Annotated in this window: 20 protein-coding genes; 13 read left to right on the forward strand and 7 right to left on the reverse strand. The window is 60.7% G+C overall.

Going from position 1 to position 22,959, the window contains the following annotated elements; genetic code table 11:
* Positions 1-141 precede the first annotated feature (141 nt).
* Entirely contained in the window at positions 142-1,632 is a 1,491-nt protein-coding gene (locus tag HU722_RS06490; protein ID WP_065871747.1) for a leucyl aminopeptidase, read from the reverse strand.
* A gap of 284 nt (positions 1,633-1,916) precedes the next feature.
* On the opposite strand from HU722_RS06490, the gene lptF reads away from it, so the two are divergent.
* From lptF to tadA, 10 genes are all read left to right on the forward strand, one after another.
* Positions 1,917-3,038 carry an LPS export ABC transporter permease LptF gene (gene lptF / locus HU722_RS06495; protein WP_065871748.1) on the forward strand — a complete coding sequence of 374 codons (1,122 nt, stop codon included), beginning with the start codon at positions 1,917-1,919 and terminating at the stop codon, positions 3,036-3,038.
* Positions 3,031-4,110, forward strand: a complete 1,080-nt coding sequence (gene lptG / locus HU722_RS06500) for an LPS export ABC transporter permease LptG (RefSeq protein WP_065871749.1) — start codon at positions 3,031-3,033, stop codon at positions 4,108-4,110. The genes lptF and lptG overlap by 8 nt, the downstream gene beginning before the upstream one ends.
* Before the next feature lie 151 nt (positions 4,111-4,261).
* Positions 4,262-6,061 carry a translation elongation factor 4 gene (gene lepA, locus HU722_RS06505; protein ID WP_003210439.1) on the forward strand — a complete coding sequence of 600 codons (1,800 nt, stop codon included), beginning with the start codon at positions 4,262-4,264 and terminating at the stop codon, positions 6,059-6,061.
* Between the two features lie 5 nt (positions 6,062-6,066).
* Positions 6,067-6,918: a signal peptidase I gene (gene lepB / locus HU722_RS06510; RefSeq protein WP_049709829.1), complete on the forward strand. Its 852-nt coding sequence runs from the start codon at positions 6,067-6,069 to the stop codon at positions 6,916-6,918.
* A 152-nt stretch (positions 6,919-7,070) separates the two neighbouring features.
* Entirely contained in the window at positions 7,071-7,760 is a 690-nt protein-coding gene (gene rnc, locus HU722_RS06515; RefSeq protein WP_017136295.1) for a ribonuclease III, read from the forward strand.
* Positions 7,753-8,655, forward strand: coding sequence for a GTPase Era (gene era, locus HU722_RS06520; protein WP_029297473.1), 903 nt, complete (start codon positions 7,753-7,755; stop codon positions 8,653-8,655). The genes rnc and era overlap by 8 nt, the downstream gene beginning before the upstream one ends.
* Before the next feature lie 157 nt (positions 8,656-8,812).
* Positions 8,813-9,502 carry a DNA repair protein RecO gene (gene recO / locus HU722_RS06525; protein ID WP_065871750.1) on the forward strand — a complete coding sequence of 230 codons (690 nt, stop codon included), beginning with the start codon at positions 8,813-8,815 and terminating at the stop codon, positions 9,500-9,502.
* Between the two features lie 51 nt (positions 9,503-9,553).
* Positions 9,554-10,303, forward strand: a complete 750-nt coding sequence (gene pdxJ / locus HU722_RS06530; RefSeq protein ID WP_065871751.1) for a pyridoxine 5'-phosphate synthase — start codon at positions 9,554-9,556, stop codon at positions 10,301-10,303.
* Between the two features lie 170 nt (positions 10,304-10,473).
* Complete coding sequence (locus HU722_RS06535) at positions 10,474-11,850, forward strand: multicopper oxidase family protein (protein WP_139113170.1); 1,377 nt, start codon at positions 10,474-10,476, stop codon at positions 11,848-11,850.
* On the forward strand, positions 11,850-12,377 hold the full coding sequence (gene tadA / locus HU722_RS06540) for a tRNA adenosine(34) deaminase TadA (protein ID WP_186752326.1): 528 nt from the start codon (positions 11,850-11,852) through the stop codon (positions 12,375-12,377). Before HU722_RS06535 ends, tadA begins: the two co-directional genes overlap by 1 nt.
* Positions 12,378-12,380: 3 nt before the next feature.
* Here tadA and cmoB read toward each other — a convergent pair whose 3' ends face one another.
* From cmoB to HU722_RS06570, 6 genes are all read right to left on the reverse strand, one after another.
* Positions 12,381-13,337 (reverse strand): tRNA 5-methoxyuridine(34)/uridine 5-oxyacetic acid(34) synthase CmoB, encoded by a 957-nt coding sequence (gene cmoB, locus HU722_RS06545; protein ID WP_186752325.1) that lies wholly within the window; start codon positions 13,335-13,337, stop codon positions 12,381-12,383.
* Positions 13,334-14,077: a carboxy-S-adenosyl-L-methionine synthase CmoA gene (gene cmoA / locus HU722_RS06550; protein ID WP_065871755.1), complete on the reverse strand. Its 744-nt coding sequence runs from the start codon at positions 14,075-14,077 to the stop codon at positions 13,334-13,336. The genes cmoB and cmoA overlap by 4 nt, the downstream gene beginning before the upstream one ends.
* Positions 14,078-14,112: 35 nt before the next feature.
* Positions 14,113-14,769 carry a lysoplasmalogenase gene (locus HU722_RS06555; RefSeq protein WP_065871756.1) on the reverse strand — a complete coding sequence of 219 codons (657 nt, stop codon included), beginning with the start codon at positions 14,767-14,769 and terminating at the stop codon, positions 14,113-14,115.
* Position 14,770: 1 nt separating this feature from the next.
* On the reverse strand, positions 14,771-15,160 hold the full coding sequence (locus HU722_RS06560; protein ID WP_065871757.1) for a protease inhibitor I42 family protein: 390 nt from the start codon (positions 15,158-15,160) through the stop codon (positions 14,771-14,773).
* Between the two features lie 222 nt (positions 15,161-15,382).
* Complete coding sequence (lon, locus tag HU722_RS06565) at positions 15,383-17,806, reverse strand: endopeptidase La (protein WP_065871758.1); 2,424 nt, start codon at positions 17,804-17,806, stop codon at positions 15,383-15,385.
* Between the two features lie 237 nt (positions 17,807-18,043).
* Positions 18,044-19,033, reverse strand: coding sequence for a GntR family transcriptional regulator (locus tag HU722_RS06570; RefSeq protein WP_065879562.1), 990 nt, complete (start codon positions 19,031-19,033; stop codon positions 18,044-18,046).
* A 336-nt stretch (positions 19,034-19,369) separates the two neighbouring features.
* On the opposite strand from HU722_RS06570, the gene HU722_RS06575 reads away from it, so the two are divergent.
* Genes HU722_RS06575 through HU722_RS06585 form a run of 3 tightly spaced genes read left to right on the forward strand, consistent with a single transcriptional unit; the run spans position 19,370 to position 22,956 of the window.
* Positions 19,370-20,692 carry an amidase gene (locus tag HU722_RS06575; RefSeq protein WP_065890462.1) on the forward strand — a complete coding sequence of 441 codons (1,323 nt, stop codon included), beginning with the start codon at positions 19,370-19,372 and terminating at the stop codon, positions 20,690-20,692.
* Between the two features lie 11 nt (positions 20,693-20,703).
* A complete protein-coding gene (locus HU722_RS06580; RefSeq protein WP_065880124.1) occupies positions 20,704-21,582 on the forward strand; it encodes a polysaccharide deacetylase family protein in 879 nt (292 codons plus the stop codon).
* A 33-nt stretch (positions 21,583-21,615) separates the two neighbouring features.
* Positions 21,616-22,956, forward strand: coding sequence for an MFS transporter (locus tag HU722_RS06585; protein ID WP_049709816.1), 1,341 nt, complete (start codon positions 21,616-21,618; stop codon positions 22,954-22,956).
* The last annotated feature ends 3 nt before the right edge of the window (positions 22,957-22,959 follow it).

The following is a 22,959-nucleotide window of genomic DNA, read 5'->3' on the forward strand; positions in this document are numbered from 1 at the left end:
GAGTCTGAGCTTGGCGTAGCAGCTGTCGAGCGCAAGCGAGGCTGCGTTGCGGTGTGTCAGATACTCCGCCAACGCAGCCTCGCTTGCGCTCGGCAGCTGCTACGGCCGGGGTGACGCAATGGCGACCCCGGCGTTTTAGCGTCAGGCCTTGGCGCGATCCAGCAGGTATTGGGTCAGCAACGGAACCGGACGGCCAGTGGCGCCCTTGTCCTTGCCGCCGCTGGTCCAGGCCGTGCCGGCGATGTCCAGGTGGGCCCAGTTGAAGTTTTTGGCAAAGCGCGACAGGAAGCAGGCAGCTGTGATGGTGCCGGCTTTCGGACCACCAATGTTGGCGATGTCGGCGAACGGGCTGTCCAGCTGTTCCTGGTACTCATCGAACAGCGGCAGTTGCCAGGCGCGGTCGTCGGCAGCCTTGCCGGCGCTGAGCAATTGCTCGATCAGTTCGTCGTTGTTGCCCAGCAGGCCCGAGGTATGGGAACCCAGGGCGACGATGCAGGCGCCGGTCAGGGTGGCGATGTCGATCACGGCCTGCGGCTTGAAGCGCTCGGCGTAGGTCAGGGCGTCGCACAGCACCAGGCGGCCTTCGGCGTCGGTGTTGAGGATTTCGACGGTCTGGCCGCTCATGGTGGTCACGATATCGCCCGGGCGCGCCGCGCCGCCGCTTGGCATGTTCTCGGCGCAGGCCAGGATGCACACCAGGTTGATCGGCAGTTTGAGTTCCAGCACGGCACGCAGGGTGCCGAACACGCTCGCGGCGCCGCCCATGTCGTACTTCATCTCGTCCATGCCCAGGCCCGGCTTGAGGCTGATGCCGCCGGTGTCGAAGGTGATGCCTTTGCCGACCAGGGCGTAAGGCTTCTCGGACTTCTTGCCGCCGTTGTATTGCATCACGATCAGGCGTGGCGGCTGGTCGCTGCCCTGGCCTACGGCATAGAACGAGCCCATGCCCAGTTCCTTGATCTTTTTCTCGTCCAGCACTTCAACTTTCAGGCCCTTGAACTCTTTGCCCAGTGCCTTGGCTTGTTCGCCCAGGAAGGTCGGGTGGCAGATGTTCGGCGGCAGGTTACCCAGGTCGCGAGTGAACGACATGCCATTGGCGATTGCTGTCGCGTGGGTGACGGCGCGCTCGACTTCAGCCTGGGCCGCCTTGATGGTCAGCAGGGTGATTTTCTTCAGGGCACGCGGTTCGGCTTTCTGGCTCTTGAACTGGTCGAAGAAGTAACCACCATCCACCAACGTTTCAGCCAGCAGGCGGGTCTTGCCGTAGCTGTCACGGCCTTTTACGACGATTTCATCGAGTGCCAGCGCTGCATCGCTGCCGCCCAGGCCCTTGAGGGTGGTGAGGATGGCGCTGATGATCTTGCGGAAAGGGCGGTCGCCGAGTTCGGCGTCCTTGCCCACGCCCACCAGCAATACACGCTCGGCTTTAAGGTTGGGCAGGCTCTGCAGCAGCAGGCTCTGGCCGACTTTGCCGGCCAGGTCGCCGCGCTTGAGCACTGCGCTGATAGCGCCGCCGCTGAGTTCGTCGAGTTGCTTGGCGGCAACGCCGAGTTTGCGGCCTTCGCCAATGGCGACCACGAGGGTGGCGGTTTTCAACGTTTCGGGGCTAACGCTTTTTACAACCAATTCCATTTTCGGGTCCCTTATAAAGGTCTATTAGCCAGGAGTCTGTACTCCGGCTTTAATACCCGGCAGCTGTGTAAACCGCCGGCGACAAAGGCCGCAGTTTGAACCTCGCCGGCGGAGCCTGACAACCCTTGCCACCAGCTTTGTGCACGTGCATGAGGTTGCGCAGTGACAGGCGCGGTCAATCACAGGATAATGCGCCATCTTTTTAGCCGGCCCTGTGTAACGGGGCTGACTCGGTATGCTTGCTTGTTTGGCCGCCTTAGCCTGACAACCCTGGAGTGTCTGGTTTGATCGTCTTCCGTTATCTGTCCCGCGAAGTCCTGTTGACCCTGAGTGCCGTGAGTGCGGTATTGCTGGTCATCATCATGAGTGGTCGTGTCGTTAAGTACCTGGCCCAGGCTGCCTCCGGCGCCCTCGATCCGGGAGCCCTGCTGTTGATCATGGGCTTTCGCATTCCCGGGTTCCTGCAACTGATCCTGCCGCTGGGCCTGTTCCTGGGCATCCTGTTGGCTTACGGCCGCCTGTACCTCGAAAGCGAAATGACCGTGCTATCTGCCACGGGCATGAGCCAGCAGCGCCTGCTGGGCATGACCATGATCCCGGCCACCGGCGTCGCGTTGCTCGTGGCTTGGTTGAGCCTGAGCCTGGCTCCCCAGGGCGCCATGCAATTCCAGTTGGTGCTTAATAAGCAGGACGCCATGACCGAGTTCGACACCCTCGAGCCGGGCCGCTTCCAGGCGCCCAACAGTGACGGTACGCGGGTGACCTATACCGAAACCCTGTCCGATGACCGTGCCAACCTGGGTGGGGTATTCATCTCCGAAAAGCGTCTGGACGATGATAATAAAGACCGTAGCATTTCCGTATTGGTGGCCGACTCGGGCCGCCAGGAAGTGCGGCCCGACGGCAGCCGCTACCTGATCCTGGAGAACGGTTACCGTTACGACGGCAACCCCGGCGAAGCCAATTACCGGGCCATCAAGTACGATACCTATGGCGTGTTGCTGGAGCGACCAGACATCAGCGGTGAAGTCACCGACCGTGACGCTATCCCTACGCGAGACCTGATCGGCAGCAAGGAGCTGCGCTCGATTGCCGAGCTGCAGTGGCGCATTTCCCTGCCGCTGCTGGTGTTTATCGTGACCTTGATGGCCGTGCCGCTGTCTCGCGTCAACCCGCGCCAGGGTCGGTTCCTCAAGTTGCTGCCGGCCATCCTGCTGTACATGGCGTACCTGACCATCCTCATTATCGCCCGTGGCTCCATGGAAAAGGGCAAGCTGTCGCCGACCCTGGGCCTGTGGTGGATTCACGGCATCTTTTTGCTGATTGGCCTCGGGCTGCTGTATTGGGAGCCTATTCGTTTGAACATGTTGAGCCGTCGTGGCCAGAAGGAGTTGGCTCGTGGTTAAGCTCGATCGTTACATTGGCAGCAGCGTACTTATTGCCATCCTGGCGGTATTGGGCATCATCCTTGGCCTGGCCTCGTTGTTCGCCTTTATCGATGAAGTCGGTAACGCCACCGCGAGCTACACGGTCTGGGACGTGTTGAGCTACGTCGCACTCACCGCGCCGCGTCGTGTGTACGAGATGATGCCGATGGCCGCACTGATCGGCTGCCTGATCGGCCTGGGCACCCTGGCCAGCAACAGTGAATTGACCATCATGCGTGCCGCCGGTGTCTCGATTGGACGCATCGTCTGGGCTGTCATGAAACCCATGCTGCTGCTGATGCTGTGCAGCGTCCTGGTCGGCGAATACATTGCGCCACCGGCTGAAACCACTGCCCAGGCCAACCGTGCTCTGGCACAGGGGGCGGGCAATGCGCAGAGTTCCAAGCGTGGCCTGTGGCACCGTCAGGGCGACGAATTCATCCATATCAACGCGGTGCAACCGGGCGGCCTGTTGATTGGTGTCACTCGCTACACCTTTGACAAGGAGCGCCACCTGCTGTCGTCGAGTTTCGCCAAACGTGCGCAGTACGGTGCCGATCAATGGCAACTGACCGACATCACCACGACTTACTTCCGCAATGTCGGTCAAGGCATCAAGGCCAGCACTGAAGTGATCAAAGTGCCGACCGAACAGTGGGATATTGCGCTTAAGCCCGAACTGCTCAATACCGTCGTGATGATCCCCGAAAGCTTGCCGATCTCCGGGCTTTGGAGCTATATCCATTACTTGAAGGACCAGGGCCTGAATAATGGCCGTTACTGGCTGGCATTCTGGGTCAAGGTATTGCAACCGGTGGTGACCGCTGCGCTGGTGTTGATGGCAATCTCGTTCATCTTCGGCCCGCTGCGCTCCGTGACCCTGGGTCAGCGCGTGTTTACCGGTGTGCTGGTGGGCTTTGCGTTCCGCCTTGCCCAAGACCTGCTCGGTCCTTCTAGCCTGCTGTTCGGCTTCTCGCCGCTGTTTGCGGTGCTGGTGCCCACGGCCATCTGCGCCTTGGCTGGCTTCTGGCTATTGCGTCGAGCCGGTTGATACCACGCTTATGAACAAAAAATGCCCCGGTCGAGAGTTCGGGGCATTTTTGTTCTGGTCAGCAAAGATGACGCCTGGCCTGAGCATCAGGTACAATTCCCGGCTATTTTTCAGCGGGCAATCTGCCTGCAGCCTTTTTGAGTGTTGATCCGTGAGTGATTTGAGTCATATCCGCAATTTCTCCATCATCGCCCACATTGACCATGGTAAGTCGACGCTGGCCGATCGATTCATCCAGATGTGCGGCGGCCTTGCCGAGCGTGAAATGGAAGCCCAGGTGCTGGATTCCATGGACCTCGAACGCGAGCGCGGGATCACCATCAAGGCCCACAGCGTCACCCTGTACTACACCGCCAAAGACGGTATCAAGTACCAGCTGAACTTCATTGACACCCCGGGCCACGTCGACTTCACCTATGAAGTCAGCCGTTCCCTGGCGGCCTGCGAAGGCGCATTGCTGGTGGTGGACGCGGGTCAGGGTGTTGAAGCCCAGTCCGTAGCCAACTGCTACACCGCCATCGAGCAAGGCCTGGAAGTGATGCCGGTGCTGAACAAGATCGACTTGCCACAAGCCGATCCGGACCGCGTCAAAGAAGAAATCGAAAAAATCATTGGCATTGACGCCACTGACGCCGTCGAGTGCAGCGCCAAGACCGGCCTGGGCGTCGACGAAGTGCTTGAGCGCCTGGTCAAGACCATTCCCGCCCCCACCGGCAACTACGAAGATCCGCTGCAAGCGTTGATCATCGACTCCTGGTTCGACAACTACCTGGGCGTTGTTTCCCTGGTACGCGTACGCCATGGCCGTGTGAAAAAGGGCGACAAGATCTTGGTCAAGTCCACCGGCAAGATCCACCTAGTGGACAGCGTCGGTGTGTTCAACCCCAAGCACACGGCTACCACTGATCTGAAAGCCGGTGAAGTAGGCTTCATCATTGCCGGTATCAAGGACATCCACGGTGCGCCGGTCGGTGACACCCTGACCTTGAGCTCCACCCCTGACGTCGACGTGCTGCCGGGTTTCAAACGCATCCAGCCGCAGGTCTACGCCGGCCTGTTCCCGGTCAGCTCCGACGACTTCGAAGACTTCCGCGAAGCCCTGCAAAAGCTGACCCTCAACGACTCGTCGTTGCAGTACACCCCGGAAAGCTCCGACGCCCTGGGCTTCGGCTTCCGCTGCGGCTTCCTCGGCATGCTGCACATGGAGATCATCCAGGAGCGCCTTGAGCGCGAATACGACCTGGACCTGATCACCACCGCGCCAACGGTTATTTTTGAGCTGGCGTTGAAAACCGGTGAAACGATTTACGTCGATAACCCGTCGAAGCTTCCAGACCTGTCTTCCATCGAAGACATGCGCGAACCGATCGTGCGCGCCAATATTCTTGTGCCGCAGGAACACCTGGGCAACGTCATTACCCTGTGTATCGAAAAACGTGGCGTACAGCACGACATGCTGTTCCTCGGTACCCAGGTGCAAGTGACCTATGATTTGCCGATGAACGAAGTGGTGCTGGACTTCTTCGACCGTCTCAAATCCACCAGTCGCGGCTATGCTTCGCTGGATTACCATTTCGACCGTTACCAGTCGGCTAATCTGGTGAAGCTGGATGTGTTGATCAACGGCGACAAGGTCGATGCCCTGGCACTGATCGTGCACAAGGACAATGCGCACTATAAAGGTCGCCAGTTGACCGAGAAGATGAAAGAACTGATTCCGCGCCAGATGTTCGACGTCGCGATCCAGGCCGCCATCGGCGGGCAGATCATTGCACGGACCTCCGTCAAGGCACTCAGAAAGAACGTACTGGCCAAATGCTACGGCGGTGACGTAAGCCGTAAGCGCAAGCTGCTTGAGAAGCAAAAGGCCGGTAAAAAACGCATGAAGCAAGTGGGCAACGTGGAAATTCCACAAGAAGCCTTCCTTGCGGTGCTCAGGTTGGATAGTTAGGTCCTATGTCACTAAATTTCCCGCTGTTGCTGGTCATCGCCGTTGCCGTTTGTGGCCTCCTGGCGTTGCTTGATCTGGTGTTCTTCGCCCCGCGTCGGCGGGCGGCTATCGCTTCGTATCAGGGCAGCGTCAGCCAGCCCGATGCCGTGGTGGTCGAGAAGCTCAACAAAGAGCCTTTGCTGGTTGAATACGGCAAGTCGTTCTTCCCGGTATTGTTCATCGTGCTGGTGCTGCGTTCGTTCCTGGTGGAGCCGTTTCAGATTCCTTCGGGGTCGATGAAACCAACCCTGGACGTGGGCGACTTCATTCTGGTGAACAAGTTTGCCTACGGGATTCGCCTGCCGGTGATCGACAAGAAGGTCATCGAAATTGGTGACCCGCAGCGCGGCGATGTGATGGTGTTCCGTTTCCCGAGCGACCCGAACGTCAACTACATCAAGCGCGTGATCGGCCTGCCGGGCGATGTGATTCGCTACACGGGCGACAAGCGTCTGTTGATCAACGGTGAGTCGGTGGCCGAGAAGCTGCTCGGCTCCGAGCCAAGTTCCCTGGGCAGCGCCGAGCTGTACCAGGAAAAACTCGGCGCGGTAGAGCATGAGATCCGCAAGGAAATGTCGCGCTACCGCCAGCCTGACGGTGAGTGGAAAGTGCCTGCCGGGCACTACTTCATGATGGGCGACAACCGTGACAACTCCAATGACAGCCGCTATTGGAATGATCCCGCTATTCCCAAGGACTTGCTGGGCATGGTCCCCGACGAAAATATCGTCGGCAAGGCCTTCGCGGTCTGGATGAGTTGGCCGGAGTCCAAACTCAGCCACCTGCCGAACTTCTCGCGGGTCGGGCTGATCAAGTAATACAGGCGGCGCTGTGAACACAGCGCCGAATGCTTTTCTGGGGCTGGGACAATTATTTGCCCGGCCCCATGCAGCACCAACCAGGATTTGAATTTGAACACTGCGTCAATCGTCGATGGCCGCCGGTGCCACCAAACAGATATGGGTAAACCGTGAGCGTTTCTTTAAGTCGTCTCGAGCGCCAGCTCGGCTACACCTTCAAGGACCAGGAATTGATGGTCCTTGCCCTCACACACCGCAGCTTTGCTGGGCGCAACAACGAGCGCCTGGAATTCCTCGGTGATGCCATCCTTAACTTTGCCGCCGGTGAGGCGCTCTTCGAACGTTTCCCTCAAGCGCGCGAAGGCCAGCTGTCGCGCTTGCGTGCACGCCTTGTGAAAGGCGAGACCCTGGCCGTGCTGGCCCGTGGTTTCGGCCTGGGCGAATACCTGCGACTGGGTTCCGGTGAATTGAAAAGCGGTGGCTTCCGTCGCGAGTCGATCCTGGCGGATGCCCTGGAAGCGTTGATCGGTGCGATCTACCTCGATGCAGGTATGGAGACAGCCAAGGAGCGCGTGGTCGCCTGGCTGGCCTCGGAAATCGAAAGCCTGACGCTGGTCGACACCAACAAAGATCCCAAGACCCGCCTGCAGGAATACCTGCAGTCCCGTGGTTGCGAACTGCCACGTTACGAAGTGGTGGATATCCAGGGTGAGCCGCATTGCCGCGTGTTCTTCGTGGAATGTGAAATCACCTTACTGAATGAAAAAAGCCGAGGTCAGGGTGTGAGCCGTCGTATTGCCGAACAGGTAGCGGCCGCTGCAGCACTGATTGCCCTGGGCGTGGAGAATGGCCATGACTGATTCAACCGCAACACGCTGTGGCTATGTTGCCATCGTTGGCCGCCCCAACGTGGGCAAGTCCACGCTGCTCAACCACATCCTCGGCCAGAAGCTCGCGATCACCTCGCGCAAGCCGCAGACGACTCGCCACAACATGCTGGGCATCAAGACCGAAGGCAACGTACAAGCGGTTTACGTCGACACCCCGGGCATGCACAAAGGCGGCGAGAAAGCGCTTAACCGCTACATGAACAAAACCGCTTCGGCGGCGTTGAAAGACGTCGACGTGGTGATCTTCGTGGTCGACCGCACCAAGTGGACTGATGAAGACCAGATGGTCCTCGAGCGTGTGCAATACGTAACCGGCCCCTTGATCGTCGCGCTGAACAAGACCGACCGTATCGAAGACAAAGCCGAACTGATGCCGCACCTGAGCTGGCTGCAGGAACAACTGCCGAACGCCCAGATCATGCCGATCTCGGCCCAGCACGGGCATAACCTCGAAGCCCTGGAACGCGTGATCGCCGGCTACCTGCCGGAGAACGAGCACTTCTTCCCGGAAGACCAGATCACCGACCGCAGCAGCCGTTTCCTCGCCGCCGAACTGGTCCGCGAGAAAATAATGCGCCAGATGGGGGCCGAGCTGCCGTACCAGATCACCGTCGAAATCGAAGAGTTCAAGCAGCAGGGCAAGACCTTGCACATCCATGCGCTGATCCTCGTCGAACGTGACGGCCAGAAGAAAATCATCATTGGCGACAAGGGCGAGCGCATCAAGCGCATCGGCACCGAAGCGCGCAAGGACATGGAGTTGTTGTTCGATTCCAAGATCATGCTCAACCTGTGGGTGAAGGTTAAGGGTGGTTGGTCCGATGATGAGCGTGCACTGCGCTCGCTGGGCTACGGCGACCTGTAAACACCGCATACCTTTGTGGGAGCGGGCTTGTGTGGGAGCTGGCTTGCCTGCGATAGCATCACCTCGGTGCAATTGAAAAACCGAGGTGCCTGCATCGCAGGCAAGCCAGCTCCCACATTGGTTTGTCGCTGTTCTTAAGTTCTGCGAAGAGACTTCCATGTCCCAATCCCCACCCCCCAGCCAACTCGCCTACGTCCTGCACAGCCGTGCCTACCGCGAGACCAGCGCCCTGGTGGACTTTCTCACGCCTCAAGGTCGCCTGCGCGCGGTATTGCGCAGCGCGCGTGGCAAGGCCGGCACGCTGGCAAGGCCATTCGTGGCGCTGGACGTGGAATTTCGCGGCAAGGGCGAGCTGAAAAACGTTGGGCGGCTCGAGAGCGTCGGTACGTCGGCCTGGCTCAACGGTGATGCGTTGTTCAGCGGCCTCTACCTCAACGAACTGCTGATCCGCCTACTGCCCGCCGAAGACCCGCACCCGAGCGTCTTCGATCACTACGCCGCCACCTTGATCGCCCTCGCCGAAGGCCGCCCGCTGGAGCCGCTGCTGCGCGCTTTTGAATGGCGCCTGCTCGACGACCTGGGCTACGGCTTCGAACTCGCCAACGACCTGCACGGCGACCCCATCGCCGCCGACGGCATGTATCGCCTGCAAGTCGATGCCGGCCTTGAGCGCGTGTACCTGCTGCAACCTGGCCTGTTCCAGGGCACCGAGTTGCTGGCGATGAGCGAAGCCGATTGGAGCGCCCCGGGTGCTTTGTCCGCCGCCAAGCGCCTGATGCGCCAAGCACTGGCCGTGCACCTGGGCGGGCGGCCGCTGGTCAGCCGCGAGTTGTTTCGAAAGCCCTGACAACCCCGTGTATGCTGTGCAGCGTTTCTTTCCCTATTCAGGAGCGCTTCCGTGACCACCAGCAATCGCATTCTTCTTGGCGTCAACATCGACCACGTCGCCACCCTGCGCCAGGCCCGGGGCACCCGTTACCCTGACCCGGTCAAGGCCGCGCTGGACGCCGAAGAAGCGGGCGCCGACGGCATCACCGTGCACCTGCGTGAAGACCGCCGCCATATCCAGGAGCGCGACGTGCTGGTGCTCAAGGACGTGCTGCAAACCCGCATGAACTTCGAGATGGGCGTCACCGAAGAAATGATGCAGTTCGCCGAGCGCATCCGCCCGGCGCACATCTGCCTGGTCCCGGAGACTCGTCAGGAACTGACCACCGAAGGCGGCCTCGACGTGGCGGGCCAGGAGGCAAGGATCAAGGCTGCGGTAGAGCGCTTGTCGAAGATCGGCAGCGAAGTCTCGCTGTTCATCGACGCCGACGAGCGCCAGATCGAAGCCTCGCGCCGTGTCGGTGCGCCGGCCATCGAACTGCACACCGGCCGTTACGCCGACGCTACCACACCGACCGAAGTCGCCGACGAACTGCAACGCATCATTGACGGTGTGAACTGCGGCCTCAAGGAAGGCCTGATCGTCAACGCCGGCCACGGTTTGCACTACCATAACGTCGAGGCCGTGGCTGCGATCAAGGGCATCAACGAGCTGAACATCGGCCACGCCTTGGTGGCGCACGCGTTGTTCGTCGGTTTCAAAGGTGCCGTGGCCGAGATGAAAGCGCTGATCCTGGCGGCCGCCACAATGAAACGCTGACACTGTAGGAGCGAGCTTGCTCGCGAAAAACTTCAACGATGACGTGGGTTGCCTGAATGTCCGGGGGGCCTTCGAGTTTTTCGCGAGCAAGCTCGCTCCTACAGCCGGTGCAGGTGTATCGTATCTGCCCTTTGCAGGCCCTGGCTCTGCGGCAGATACGTGAGGTTGTTGTGTCCCGATCCTTTTCCCGTCGACAAATCCTGGGTGGTCTTGCAGGCCTGGCCGTAGTGGGTGTGGGGGCCGGTGGCGCCTACCGCTACTGGCTGGGGAAAGTCGCCGAGGCTGAGGCCGGGCACGATTACGAACTGATCGCGGCACCCTTGGACGTCGAGTTGGTACCGGGCCACAAGACCGAAGCCTGGGCATTCGGCCCCTCAGCGCCGGGCACCGAGTTGCGCGTGCGCCAGGGTGAGTGGCTGCGGGTGCGCTTTATCAACCATCTGCCCGTCGCCACCACCATCCACTGGCATGGCATCCGCCTGCCGTTGGAAATGGACGGCGTGCCCTACGTCTCGCAATTGCCGGTACTGCCCGGTGAATATTTCGATTACAAATTCCGCGTGCCGGACGCCGGCAGCTACTGGTATCACCCCCATGTGAACAGCAGTGAAGAACTGGGCCGTGGCCTGGTCGGCCCGCTGATCATCGAAGAACGCGAGCCTACCGGTTTCAAACACGAACGCACCCTGAGCCTGAAAAGCTGGCATGTGGACGAAGAGGGCGCTTTCGTGGCCTTCAGCATCCCGCGTGAAGCGGCGCGTGGCGGCACCGCGGGGCGTTTGTCGACGATCAATGGCGTGTCCCAGGCGGTCATCGATTTGCCTGCGGGGCAGATCACCCGTGTGCGCCTGCTCAACCTCGACAACACCTTGACCTATCGCATCAATATTCCAGACGTTGAAGCGCAGATCTACGCGCTGGACGGCAACCCTATCGAGCCACGCCCGCTGGGCAAGGAATACTGGTTGGGCCCCGGCATGCGCATTTGCCTGGCGATCAAGGCACCGCCTGCCGGTGAAGAACTGTCGATCCGCAACGGCCCGGTGCGCCTCGGTACGTTTCGTTCGGTGGCCAACTCCGATGCGCCGAGTGAGTGGCCGCCCGCGTTGCCCGCCAACCCGATCAGCGAACCGGACCTGGCCAATGCGGAGAAACTCAACTTCAATTTCGAATGGGTTGGCAGCGTTTCAGTCGATGATGGCAAGCCACCAAGCCTGTGGCAGATCAACGGCAAGGCGTGGGACATCACAGACAAAACCTGTGCCGACCGCCCGATTGCCAAGCTGGAAAAGGGCAAGAGCTACATTTTCGAATTGAAGAACATGACCCAGTACCAGCATCCGATCCACCTGCATGGCATGAGCTTCAAGGTGATCGCCTCGAACCGCCACAAGGTGATCCCGTACTTCACCGACACCTACTTGTTGGGCAAAAACGAACGCGCCCGCGTGGCCTTGGTGGCGGATAACCCGGGGGTGTGGATGTTCCATTGCCATGTGATCGACCACATGGAAACCGGCCTGATGGCCGCCATCGAGGTGGCGTGATGCGCCAGTTTCGCCCAGCGGCGATCATCGACCGCAGCCGCGACCAGGACTTCATGCGTGAAGCCCTGGCCCTTGCTGCCCAGGGCGCTGCACTCGGCGAAGTGCCCGTCGGCGCAGTGCTCGTACAAGATGGCGAGATCATCGGCCGTGGCTTCAACTGCCCGATCAGCGGCAATGACCCCAGCGCGCATGCTGAAATGGTCGCCATCCGCGCCGCCGCGCAAGCGATCAGCAACTACCGCCTGGTCGGCAGCACGCTGTATGTGACGCTGGAACCGTGCAGCATGTGCGCCGGCGTGATCGTGCATTCGCGTGTTGCGCGGGTGGTGTATGGCGCGCTGGAGCCCAAGGCGGGGATTGTGCAAAGCCAGGGGCAGTTTTTTACCCAGGGATTTCTGAATCACCGGGTGTTGTTTGAAGGTGGGGTGTTGGCTGAAGAATGCGGGACGGTGCTGAGTGAGTTCTTCAAGGCCCGGCGGGCCAAGCCCGCTCCCACATTTTTGATCTCCACTTGGCAGGCAGATTGAAGGTTACTTCTTGGCGATGATCACCGCGCGCATCGGCGCCGGCAAACCTTCAATCGTCTTGCTGTGATCCTCCGGATCAAGAAAATCACTCAGCGACTGAAACTTCATCCACTCGGTCCCGCGCTGTTCTTCAACCGTGGTCACGCTCACATCCACACAGCGCACATCGCTGAACCCAGCACGGCGCAGCCACAGCATCAACGCCGGCATCGACGGCAGGAACCATACGTTACGCATCTGCGCATAGCGGTCTTCCGGCACCAGCACTTGCTGCTGATCGCCTTCCACCACCAAGGTTTCCAGGACCAGTTCACCGCCTTTGACCAGTGTGTCTTTCAGCGCCAACAAGTGCTCGATCGGCGAGCGGCGGTGATAGAACACGCCCATGGAAAACACCGTGTCGAACCCTTCCAGATTCGACGGCAAGTCTTCGAACGGGAACGGCAAGTGCCAGGCTTTGGGTTCGGACAGGTAACGCTGCACCGCCTGGAACTGGCAGAAGAACAACCAGTTCGGATCGACCCCAATCACGCTGTCCGCGCCGGCGCCGAGCATGCGCCACATGTAGTAGCCATTGCCGCAGCCGACATCAAGGATGCGCTTGCCTTTCAGATCCAGGTGCGGTGCGACCCGCGACCACTTCCAGTCCGAACGCCATTCGGTATCGACATGCACGCCGAACAGGTGGAACGGGCCTTTGCGCCACGGGCTCAGGCCCATCAACGCGGTGTGCATTTGCGCGCGGGTAGCGTCGTCGCAGTCAGTGTCGAGGGTCAGGTCATTCAGCAAATCGACTTCGCTGGGCATGATTTTCGGTAAGGCATCCAACGCACTCTGCCAACGCTCCAGGTCGCCATGACCTTTCTCCATCTTGCTATCGAGTTGCGCTTGCAGGCCCTGGGCCCAAACGGCCAAAGGAGTGCCCACCAAGTGGCGGGCAAGGGGGGAGAGATCAATCATGGCAGGGCAATCAACGAGGCAAAGTTAAGACACTGGAACCACGGCACGACTTTCGAGAACCCCGCTGCCAGCAGGCGTTCGCGGTGTTCTTCGAGGCTGTCGGGCTTCATGACGTTTTCGATGGCGCTGCGCTTCTGGGAAATTTCCAGTTCGCTGTAGCCGTTGGCGCGTTTGAACGCGATATGCAGGTCGGTGAGTAGCGCGTGTTCTTCAAGGTCATTGAAGCGCAGCTTTTCCGAGAGGATCAGCGCACCGCCCGGCAGCAGCGACTGGCGGATACGCGAGAGCAAGGCCAGGCGTTCATCCGGTGCGATAAATTGCAGGGTGAAGTTGAGTGCAACCACTGAGGCCGGTTGGAATTGCAGCGCGAGAATATCGCCCTCGATGACCTCGACCGGCAGCAACTCCTGGAACATCGAATCCTGGCCATTGAGGTACTCGCGGCAGCGCTCCACCATCGCCGCCGAGTTATCCACCGCAATCACCCGGCACCCGTCCGTGCGTACATGGCGGCGCAGGGCTTGGGTCACTGCACCGAGGGACGAGCCCAGGTCGTACAGCACGCTGCCCGGCTGGGCAAACTGCGCCGCGAGCACGCCGAGGTTTTCGACAATGGTCGGATAACCCGGCACCGAGCGCTTGATCATGTCCGGGAACACCCGCACCACGTCCTCGTTAAAGGCGAAGTCCGGCACCTGGGGCAGGGGCTGGGCGAATAGGCGATCGGGTTCTTTGCTCACGGTTGTTCCGGCGACGAGGGGGAAAGCCCGGCATTTTAGCCAAGTTGGCCCTCGTGTGCGCGGGTTGTCTGATGGAAAGCCGAGGCGGTAATGCCCCACTGGCCAAGCCAATACGTGCTGATCAACAAATACGGCGCGGCTTCAAACGTCACCACGAACCGGTTGATGCCTATCAGCGTGTCGGAAAACACAAACGACGCCGCACCCGCCGCTGCCAGCCATGCCGAACGTTTCGGCACGTCACTGCCCAGCCGTGCCAACGCACGCCAGAGCATGGCACTGATCACCAGGGCATAAACCACCACTGGAATCAGCAGGTCGCCCAGGCCATGGGAGATCAGGATGCTCAGCAGGACCGCGCCCACGCCCAGCGCCAATACCAGCGGCAGCAGTGCAAGACGGCGGCAGTCGCTGAAATAAGCTTTCAGATACGCCAAGTGTGCAAACAGAAACGCGCCCAGGCCAAAGATAAACAGGTCGCCTGGCCAGGCGAGTAATACATCGCCCACCAGGGAAAAAATCAGCCCCAGGCTGATCCAGCGTCGATAGTCGCTGGGCGGCGCATCATGCAGCCAGCCCAACAGCGCGAGGACCGGCAGCGGCTTGACCAGCAAGCACAGCAACGTGGCATGGGTGGTCAATCCGTAGATGAAAGTGCCGGCGCCCATCAACGCAAGAATCAGCCATGGCATATCAGTTCACCGTGATGGCGCAGTCGAACGTTTCGGCGGGTTCGGCTTCCGGCTCCCAGGGTTGCTGGGAGGTCAGGCGCAAGCGCCCCTGGCCGGCCGCGAAGGCCTGGAAGCGCCAGGTGGACTGGCCACCGCCGCCGACCACGCCGGATTCCGAGCTGCTGTAGACCTCAGGGCTCAAGGCGCGCAACACACCGCCAGCGGAATCCTGGATGGCCCAGCGGTAACCCGTGGTGGGGTTGCTCGGCAGGGTGAGGATCAGGTTTTGTCCGGTTTTAAGCTGAAGCGGGCAGGCGCTCTGGTTGTCCACGCTGACGTTTTGCTTGGGGGCGCTGGCGCAGGCGGCCAGCAGGGCAAGGCTCAAGGGGAGAAGCAGGCGAGCAGCGGTCATGAGGGCTCCGTTGATTGGCGACGAAGGGCGAGCATAACCGAAGATGGGACAAGGTGTGACAGATGGGCTAGACCTGACTTGTTGTAGTGAGCGGGCTTGCCCCGCGCTGGGTGGCGAAGCCGCCCTAAAACCGTGCACCTCGTTTTAACTGGAAAAACTGGGTGCCTGGGTTGGGGCGGCTTCGCCACCCAGCGCGGGGCAAGCCCGCTCACTACAGATCTGTCAGAAAAGCACCTTCGCCACATCCGCAAACCGCTTGGCAAAGTGCACCGTCATCCCTTCCTTCAGGTATTCCGGCAACTCCTCAAAACTGCCCCGATTTGGCTCCGGCAGGATCAGCTCATGAATCTTCTGACGCCGCGCCGCAATCACCTTTTCGCGCACCCCGCCAATCGGCAGTACATGCCCGGTCAACGTCAGCTCACCGGTCATGGCCACGCCTTTTTTCGGCGGCTGGTTACGTGCCAGCGACAACAGCGCACTGGCCATGGTCACCCCGGCGCTCGGGCCGTCTTTCGGCGTGGCACCTTCCGGTACGTGCAAGTGCACGAAGGCTTCGTCAAAGAATTTCGGATCACCGCCAAACGACTTCAGGTTCGAGCTGATGTAGCTGTAGGCAATTTCGGCCGATTCTTTCATCACTTCACCCAACTGCCCGGTGAGCTTGAAGCCGCGATTGAGCGTATGGATACGTGTCGCCTCAATCGGCAGCGTCGCGCCGCCCATGCTGGTCCACGCCAGGCCGGTGATCACGCCGGTGCCGGACAGCACCTGCTCATTGCGGAACACCGGTACACCCAGTGAGCTTTCCAGGTCTTTGTTGCCGATCTTGATCACCAGATCCGGCTCATCCAGCAGCTTGACCACAGCCTTGCGCACCAGTTTGCCTAGCTGTTTCTCCAGCTGGCGCACACCGGCTTCGCGGGCATAGCCGTCGATCAACGCGCGCAACGCGCCGTCGCTGATGGTCAGGGTGTTTTTCGACACGCCGGCTTTTTGCAGCTGCTTGGGCCACAGATGGCGCTTGGCAATGGCGACTTTTTCTTCGGTGATATAGCCCGACAGGCGAATCACTTCCATGCGGTCCAGCAGCGGGCCAGGGATGGAGTCCAGGGTGTTGGCGGTGCACACGAACAGCACTTTGGACAGGTCCAGGCGCAGGTCCAAGTAGTGGTCGAGGAATTCGACGTTTTGCTCGGGGTCGAGGGTTTCCAACAGCGCTGACGCCGGGTCGCCCTGGAAGCTCTGGCCCATCTTGTCGATCTCGTCGAGCATGATTACCGGGTTCATCACTTCCACATCTTTGAGCGCCTGCACCAGCTTGCCGGGCATGGCGCCGATGTAGGTGCGGCGATGGCCCTTGATCTCGGCCTCGTCGCGCATGCCGCCGACGCTGAAGCGGTAGAAGGGCCGTCCCAGCGACTCGGCGATGGATTTACCAACGCTGGTCTTGCCCACGCCCGGCGGGCCGACCAGCAGCACGATGGAACCGGCGACTTCGCCTTTATAGGCGCCCACCGCGAGGAATTCGAGGATGCGACTCTTGATGTCATCCAGGCCTGCGTGGTGCTTGTCCAGCACCTTGCGCGCATGTTTCAGGTCGAGTTTATCCTCGCCAAACACGCCCCACGGTACCGAGGTGGCCCAGTCCAGGTAATTGCGTGTCACCGCGTATTCCGGCGAGCCGGTTTCGAGGATCGACAGTTTGTTCAGTTCTTCATCGATGCGTTTTTTCGCCTGGGCCGGCAGTACTTTGCTTTCCAGGCGTTGCTCGAACTGCTCGACATCCGCACTGCGGTCGTCCTTGGTCAAGCCCAGCTCCTGCTGGATGACCTTGAGCTGTTCCTTGAGGAAGAACTCGCGCTGGTGCTCGCCGATCTTGCGGTTCACTTCAGCGGAGAGTTCTTTTTGCAGGCGCGCAACTTCGACTTCTTTGCGCAGCATCGGCAGCACTTTTTCCATGCGCTTGAGCATGGGCACGCAGTCCAGCACTTCCTGCAATTCGTTGCCGGTGGCCGAGGTCAACGCGGCGGCGAAGTCGGTGAGCGGCGACGGGTCGTTGGGGCTGAAGCGGTTGAGGTAGTTCTTCAACTCTTCGCTGTACAGCGGGTTAAGCGGCAGCAGTTCCTTGATCGCATTGATCAGCGCCATGCCGTAGGCCTTGACCTCGTCGGTCGGCTCCGAGGGCTGGTGCGGGTATTCGACTTCCACCAGGTACGGTGGGCGGTGGTGCTTGAGCCAGGTCTTGATGCGCACGCGGGTCAGGCCCTGGGCCACGAATTGCAGCTTGCCGTTTTCGCGGCTGGCGTGGTGCACCTTCACCAGCGTGCCGTACAGCGGCAGGCTGGAAGTGTCGAAGTGGCGCGGGTCTTCCGGCGGGGTGTCCATGAAGAACAGGGCCAGGGAGTGGTGGTCGGATTTGCTCACCAGCTCCAGGGTCTCGGCCCACGGCTCTTCATTGACGATCACCGGCAACACTTGCGCCGGGAAGAAGGGCCGGTTGTGGATCGGGATGATGTAGACCTTGTCCGGCAGGTTTTGCCCGGGTAGGGCCAGGCCGGTGTTGGAGGACGCTGCGTGCTCGGCGTTTTCGGGATCGGCGTAGTCGTTGAGGTCGTAATCAGGGAATTCTTGCTGGTCGCTCATGGGGCACCTGCATCAGGAAGTATGGTGCTTAGATGGGGCGGGGGGGCGGTGGTTTCAATGGCAGCGGCGAGATCGCAACATATTGCATGAAATTCTCGACAGCGCCGTGGTATCCCTGTGGGAGCTGGCTTGCCTGCGATGGCGGTGTGTCAGTTGATGAAGATGTGGCTGATGCGCCGCTATCGCAGCGGTTCGACGATTCGACAAGCCAGCTCCCACATTTTGTATTGCGTACGGTCAGCTGATTTTGTGCAAGTACGTCGGCAAGGGTTGTTCTGGCAGGACTGAGAGCACCTTCAGCCGTTGCAACATGCGCTGGCGTGCCCGCTGAAGATGCTCACGCAGATTCAGCGCCGCTGCATCCACCGCACCATGCAACAAGAGCTCAAGAATCAACCGATGTTCGGCCAACATCGCCGGATCGGCGCCGATCCCCAGCAATCGATAAAAAATCCGGCTGATGATCATCGGGCTCTGCCCCTGGCGAATCAGTGCAGCGATCTTGCGATTCTGCAAGCCGGCCAGGCAGTGCTGGTGCAAGTCTTCCTCGATCTGCTCGATGGCCTCAAGGCTGCAGTGCGGGCTGTCCTGGGCAGCCAGCACGCGTTGCAACATGGCTTCAAGCAGCTCGCGATCGAGGTTCGGCGCGCTCTGGCGCAGGGCTTCGGGTTCCAGGCAGGCGCGCAGTTCGTAGTCTTCGGTGACTTCCCGCGCCGTCAAAGGCCCCGCCAGCCATTGGGAATAGGGTTCCTTTTCCACCAGGCCGCGATCGCGCAGGCGCATCAGTGCTTCACGCACCACTGCACGGCTGACGCCGTAGTGGTCGGCGGCGGCTTGCTCATCCAGGCGGTAATGGCCGAAGGCAATGCAGGTGGACAGCGCCGCGCCGATTTCCTCGACGATACGTTCCCCCAGCGGCCGCGTATCCACCAGCTCATCCTTACCATCAAGACCCAAGTGTGTGTGGCTCAAAGGCAGGCGCAGCGGCTCCATTGCCAGGCCTTCAGGGTTGATCAGGTAACCCCGGCCATTGAAGCGGCAGATCAGGCCTTCGGCGTGCAGCAGGTCCAGGGCCTTGCGCACCGGTACACGGCTGGTACCGAACAGTTCGGCCAACGGCGCTTCCAGCAAAACCAGGCCGTGGCGAGCGGTGCCGTTGACGATCGCGTCACGCAACACTTGGTGAATCATCGCGTAGCGAGAGGCCGAGGCGGACACTGCTTTCATCGATTTCTCTAAAGGAGGGAGGACGGTGGCCGGGGATTCTCTCATAAGTTGCACTGTCACTCTGGGCCACGTCGATGGCACTTTTTTGGGGCCTGAAAACTGTGAATGTTACTTTTCTGCACCAAAATGTACTTATTAATAAAAGGTACATTATTTCGTTGGCAGCATTGCGCTTAGCTCAGACGCGGTTTTTTCGCGCCTATTAAAACCATCTATCCCGTTGCTCTCAGCGAAAAACCCTCACAGTGCAAAAGCACCTGACTTGAGACTGGCACGAAAGCTGCCTTTGCAAAATGTACATTTTATTAATATGTACGTTTTTTGAGGGTCATCTTGATGTCAGACGCCACTTCAATGGCCGAGGATTTTGCCAGCGGTCGCAGCGATCCGGTTCAAGCCCTCGAACAGGCACTCGAGAGGGCAAGCCAGGTGCCGTCAGTATTCATCAGCCTGACCACCGAGCGCGCCCGCCGTGAAGCCGCCGCCGCCGCCGCCCGTTGGCGCGCCGGCCAGCCCTTGAGCGTATTCGATGGCGTGCCGCTGGCCTGGAAAGACCTGTTCGATGTGGCTGGAAGCACCACCACTGCTGGCGCCGCCTATCGCCGCAATGCGCCTGCCGCTTTGCTCGACGCGCCCACTGTGGGCCTGTTGTGTCGCGCCGGGATGGTCAGTGTGGGCAAGACCAACCTCAGCGAATTGGCCTACTCAGGCTTGGGCCTGAACCCGCATTTCGGCACGCCGCACAACCCCCATGGCACTGACCAACCCCGTATTCCTGGCGGTTCGTCGTCCGGTTCGGCAGTGGCCGTTGCGGCCGGGATCGTTCCCATCGCCATGGGCACCGACACCGCCGGGTCGATCCGCATCCCGTCGGCGTTCAACGGCCTGGTCGGTTATCGCAGCAGCAGCCGACGCTACAGCCGCGATGGCGTATTCCCCCTGGCCCACACCCTCGACAGCCTCGGCCCGCTGACCCGCAGTGTACGCGACGCCTTGGCCATCGACGATTTGCTGCATGGGCGCACCCAAACCCACCACGCCCGCAGCCTCAAGGGCCAACGCTTCGTATTGGCGCAACAGGATGTCGAGCCTGCTGTGCGCAACAACCTGCTGCGTGCAGTCGAGCAACTCAAGGCCCAAGGTGCGCTGATCGAAGAGCGCGAATGCCCGACCTTCCAGGCCACCCTGGACCTGATCAACCACCACGGCTGGCTCGGCTCGTTCGAAGCCTTCGCGCTGCACCAAGGGTTGCTCGACAGCCGCGACGCCGAACAACTCGACCCTCGCGTACGCCGCCGCCTCGAAGCCGCGCGTTCGCTGCCGGCCAGCCAACTGATCCACCTGACCGACGCGCGTCGGCGTCTGCAACAGCAACTGATCGATGACCTCGACGGCGCCATTCTCATCACCCCAACCGTTGCCCACGTGGCGCCCGCATTGGCACCGCTGGAAGCCGACGACGACCTGTTCGTGAAAACCAACCTTGCCACCCTGCGCCTGACCATGCCCGGCAGTCTGCTCGACATGCCCGGCGTGACCCTGCCCAGCGGCCGCGATGCCCAGGGCCTGTCCACCGGGCTGCTGCTCAGTGCCCCGGCGGGAGAAGACGCACGCCTGCTGCGCGCGGCGTTGTCCGTCGAAACCGTACTTAACGTTTAAGGAGATTCATCATGGCTAAAGACATTCTTTGTGCATTTGGTGTCGACGTTGACGCCGTCGCCGGCTGGCTCGGTTCCTATGGCGGTGAAGACTCGCCGGACGACATTTCCCGCGGCTTGTTTGCCGGTGAAATCGGTGCGCCGCGCCTGCTCAAATTGTTCGAGCGCTATGGCCTGCGCACCACCTGGTTCATCCCCGGCCACTCGATGGAAACCTTTCCCGAGCAGATGAAGGCGGTGGCCGACGCCGGTCACGAAATCGGCGTGCACGGCTACAGCCACGAAAACCCCATCGCGATGACCGCCGAGCAGGAAGAAATCGTCCTCGATAAATCCATCGAGCTGATCACCCAGGTCACCGGCAAACGCCCCACTGGCTACGTCGCGCCATGGTGGGAATTCAGCAAGGTCACCAACGAACTGCTGCTGAAAAAAGGCATCAAGTACGACCACAGCCTGATGCACAACGACTTCCACCCCTACTACGTGCGCAAGGGTGACAGCTGGACCAAGATCGATTACAGCCAGCACCCCGACATCTGGATGAAACCACTGGTACGCGGCGAAGAAACCGACCTGGTGGAGATCCCGGCCAATTGGTACCTCGACGACCTGCCGCCGATGATGTTCATCAAAAAGGCCCCCAACAGCCACGGCTTCGTCAACCCGCGTCACCTCGAAGAAATGTGGCGCGACCAGTTCGATTGGGTCTACCGCGAGCACGAACACGCGGTGTTCACCATGACCATCCACCCCGATGTTTCCGGCCGCCCGCAAGTGCTGCTGATGCTTGAGCGGCTGATCGAACACATCCAGAGCCATGCCGGCGTGCGCTTCGTCACCTTTGACGAAATCGCCGACGATTTTATCCGCCGCCAACCGCGTACCTGACACCCACCCTTGCTCCCCCCTTGAGGCGCGATTATGTCCATCTATAACAAGCTTGACCTGACTGGCTGGAAACCCCGGCAACTGACGTCCAAGGAAGTACGTTTCGCCACCTGGATCGCGTTTTTCGCCTGGGTGTTCGCGGTGTATGACTTCATCCTGTTCGGCACTTTGCTACCGGAGATCGGCCGGCATTTTGGCTGGGGGGAAGTGGAGCAAGCTGAAATCGCGACCTGGGTAGCGGTGGGCACGGCGGTGGTCGCCTTTGCCATCGGCCCCGTCGTCGATAAGTTGGGGCGGCGCAAAGGCATTATCTTCACCGTGGCAGGTTCCGCGCTCTGCTCGGCACTGACTGCAATCGGCGGCGCGTGGGGCAAGTCGCCGCTGATTCTGATCCGGTCGCTGGGCGGCCTGGGCTATGCCGAGGAAACCGTCAACGCGACGTATTTGAGCGAGCTGTATGGCGCCTCGGAAGACCCGCGGTTGACCAAGCGTCGCGGCTTTATCTACAGCCTGGTGCAGGGCGGCTGGCCGGTCGGTGCGTTGATCGCCGCCGGGTTGACCGCGTTGCTGCTGCCGATCATTGGCTGGCAGGGCTGCTTCATCTTCGCTGCAATCCCGGCGCTGGTGATTGCGATCATGGCGCGCAAGCTCAAGGAGAGTCCGCAGTTCCAGATCCATGAACGCATCAGCCAGCTGCGTAAAAGCGGCGCGGTGACTGAAGCACAAAATGTCGCCGTGACCTACGGCGTGGACTATGACGAACACAGCAAGGCCGGTCTCAAGGCCGCCTTCCGTGGCCCGGCGCGCCGCGCCACCCTGGTGATTGGCGCTGCACTGTTGCTTAACTGGGCAGCTATCCAGGTGTTCAGCGTGCTCGGGACGTCGGTGATTGTCAGCGTGCACCACATCTCGTTCGAGAACTCGCTGATCATCCTCGTGCTGTCGAACCTGGTGGGCTACTGCGGCTACCTCAGCCACGGCTGGATGGGCGACAAGATCGGCCGTCGCAACGTGATCGGCCTGGGCTGGATGCTTGGCGGCCTGGCGTTTGCCGGGATGCTGTTTGGCCCGAGCAATATGCCGATGGTGGTCGGGCTCTACAGCCTGGGCCTGTTCTTCCTGATCGGGCCGTACTCGGCAGCGCTGTTCTTTATCAGTGAGAGTTTCCCTACCAGCATTCGCGCCACGGGGGGCGCGATCATCCATGCCATGGGCCCGATCGGCGCGGTGGTCGCAGGTTTTGGTGCGACCCAAGTGTTGTCCGCCGGCAGCGACTGGCAAACCGCCGCGCTGTGGTTTGGCGCATTGCCGTGCTTCCTGTCTGGCGTGCTGATGTTTGCCGCGCGCCATGTGCGCCCGGAAACCGTTCAGTAAGGA

It is taken from the genome of Pseudomonas tritici (assembly GCF_014268275.3).
In the GTDB taxonomy this organism is placed as follows: Bacteria; Pseudomonadota; Gammaproteobacteria; order Pseudomonadales; family Pseudomonadaceae; genus Aquipseudomonas; species Aquipseudomonas tritici.

Bases quoted from the DNA above. Each gene is read 5' to 3' on its own strand.
- HU722_RS06585 (WP_049709816.1), top strand. From the start codon at position 21,616: ATGTCCATCTATAACAAGCTTGACCTGACTGGCTGGAAACCCCGGCAA.
- HU722_RS06580 (WP_065880124.1), top strand. From the start codon at position 20,704: ATGGCTAAAGACATTCTTTGTGCATTTGGTGTCGACGTTGACGCCGTC.
- HU722_RS06555 (WP_065871756.1), bottom strand. From the start codon at position 14,769: ATGCCATGGCTGATTCTTGCGTTGATGGGCGCCGGCACTTTCATCTAC.
- recO (WP_065871750.1), top strand. From the start codon at position 8,813: ATGTCCCAATCCCCACCCCCCAGCCAACTCGCCTACGTCCTGCACAGC.
- lon (WP_065871758.1), bottom strand. From the start codon at position 17,806: ATGAGCGACCAGCAAGAATTCCCTGATTACGACCTCAACGACTACGCC.
- HU722_RS06570 (WP_065879562.1), bottom strand. From the start codon at position 19,033: ATGAAAGCAGTGTCCGCCTCGGCCTCTCGCTACGCGATGATTCACCAA.
- cmoB (WP_186752325.1), bottom strand. From the start codon at position 13,337: ATGATTGATCTCTCCCCCCTTGCCCGCCACTTGGTGGGCACTCCTTTG.
- HU722_RS06490 (WP_065871747.1), bottom strand. From the start codon at position 1,632: ATGGAATTGGTTGTAAAAAGCGTTAGCCCCGAAACGTTGAAAACCGCC.
- HU722_RS06560 (WP_065871757.1), bottom strand. From the start codon at position 15,160: ATGACCGCTGCTCGCCTGCTTCTCCCCTTGAGCCTTGCCCTGCTGGCC.
- tadA (WP_186752326.1), top strand. From the start codon at position 11,850: ATGCGCCAGTTTCGCCCAGCGGCGATCATCGACCGCAGCCGCGACCAG.
- lepB (WP_049709829.1), top strand. From the start codon at position 6,067: ATGTCACTAAATTTCCCGCTGTTGCTGGTCATCGCCGTTGCCGTTTGT.
- HU722_RS06575 (WP_065890462.1), top strand. From the start codon at position 19,370: ATGTCAGACGCCACTTCAATGGCCGAGGATTTTGCCAGCGGTCGCAGC.
- era (WP_029297473.1), top strand. From the start codon at position 7,753: ATGACTGATTCAACCGCAACACGCTGTGGCTATGTTGCCATCGTTGGC.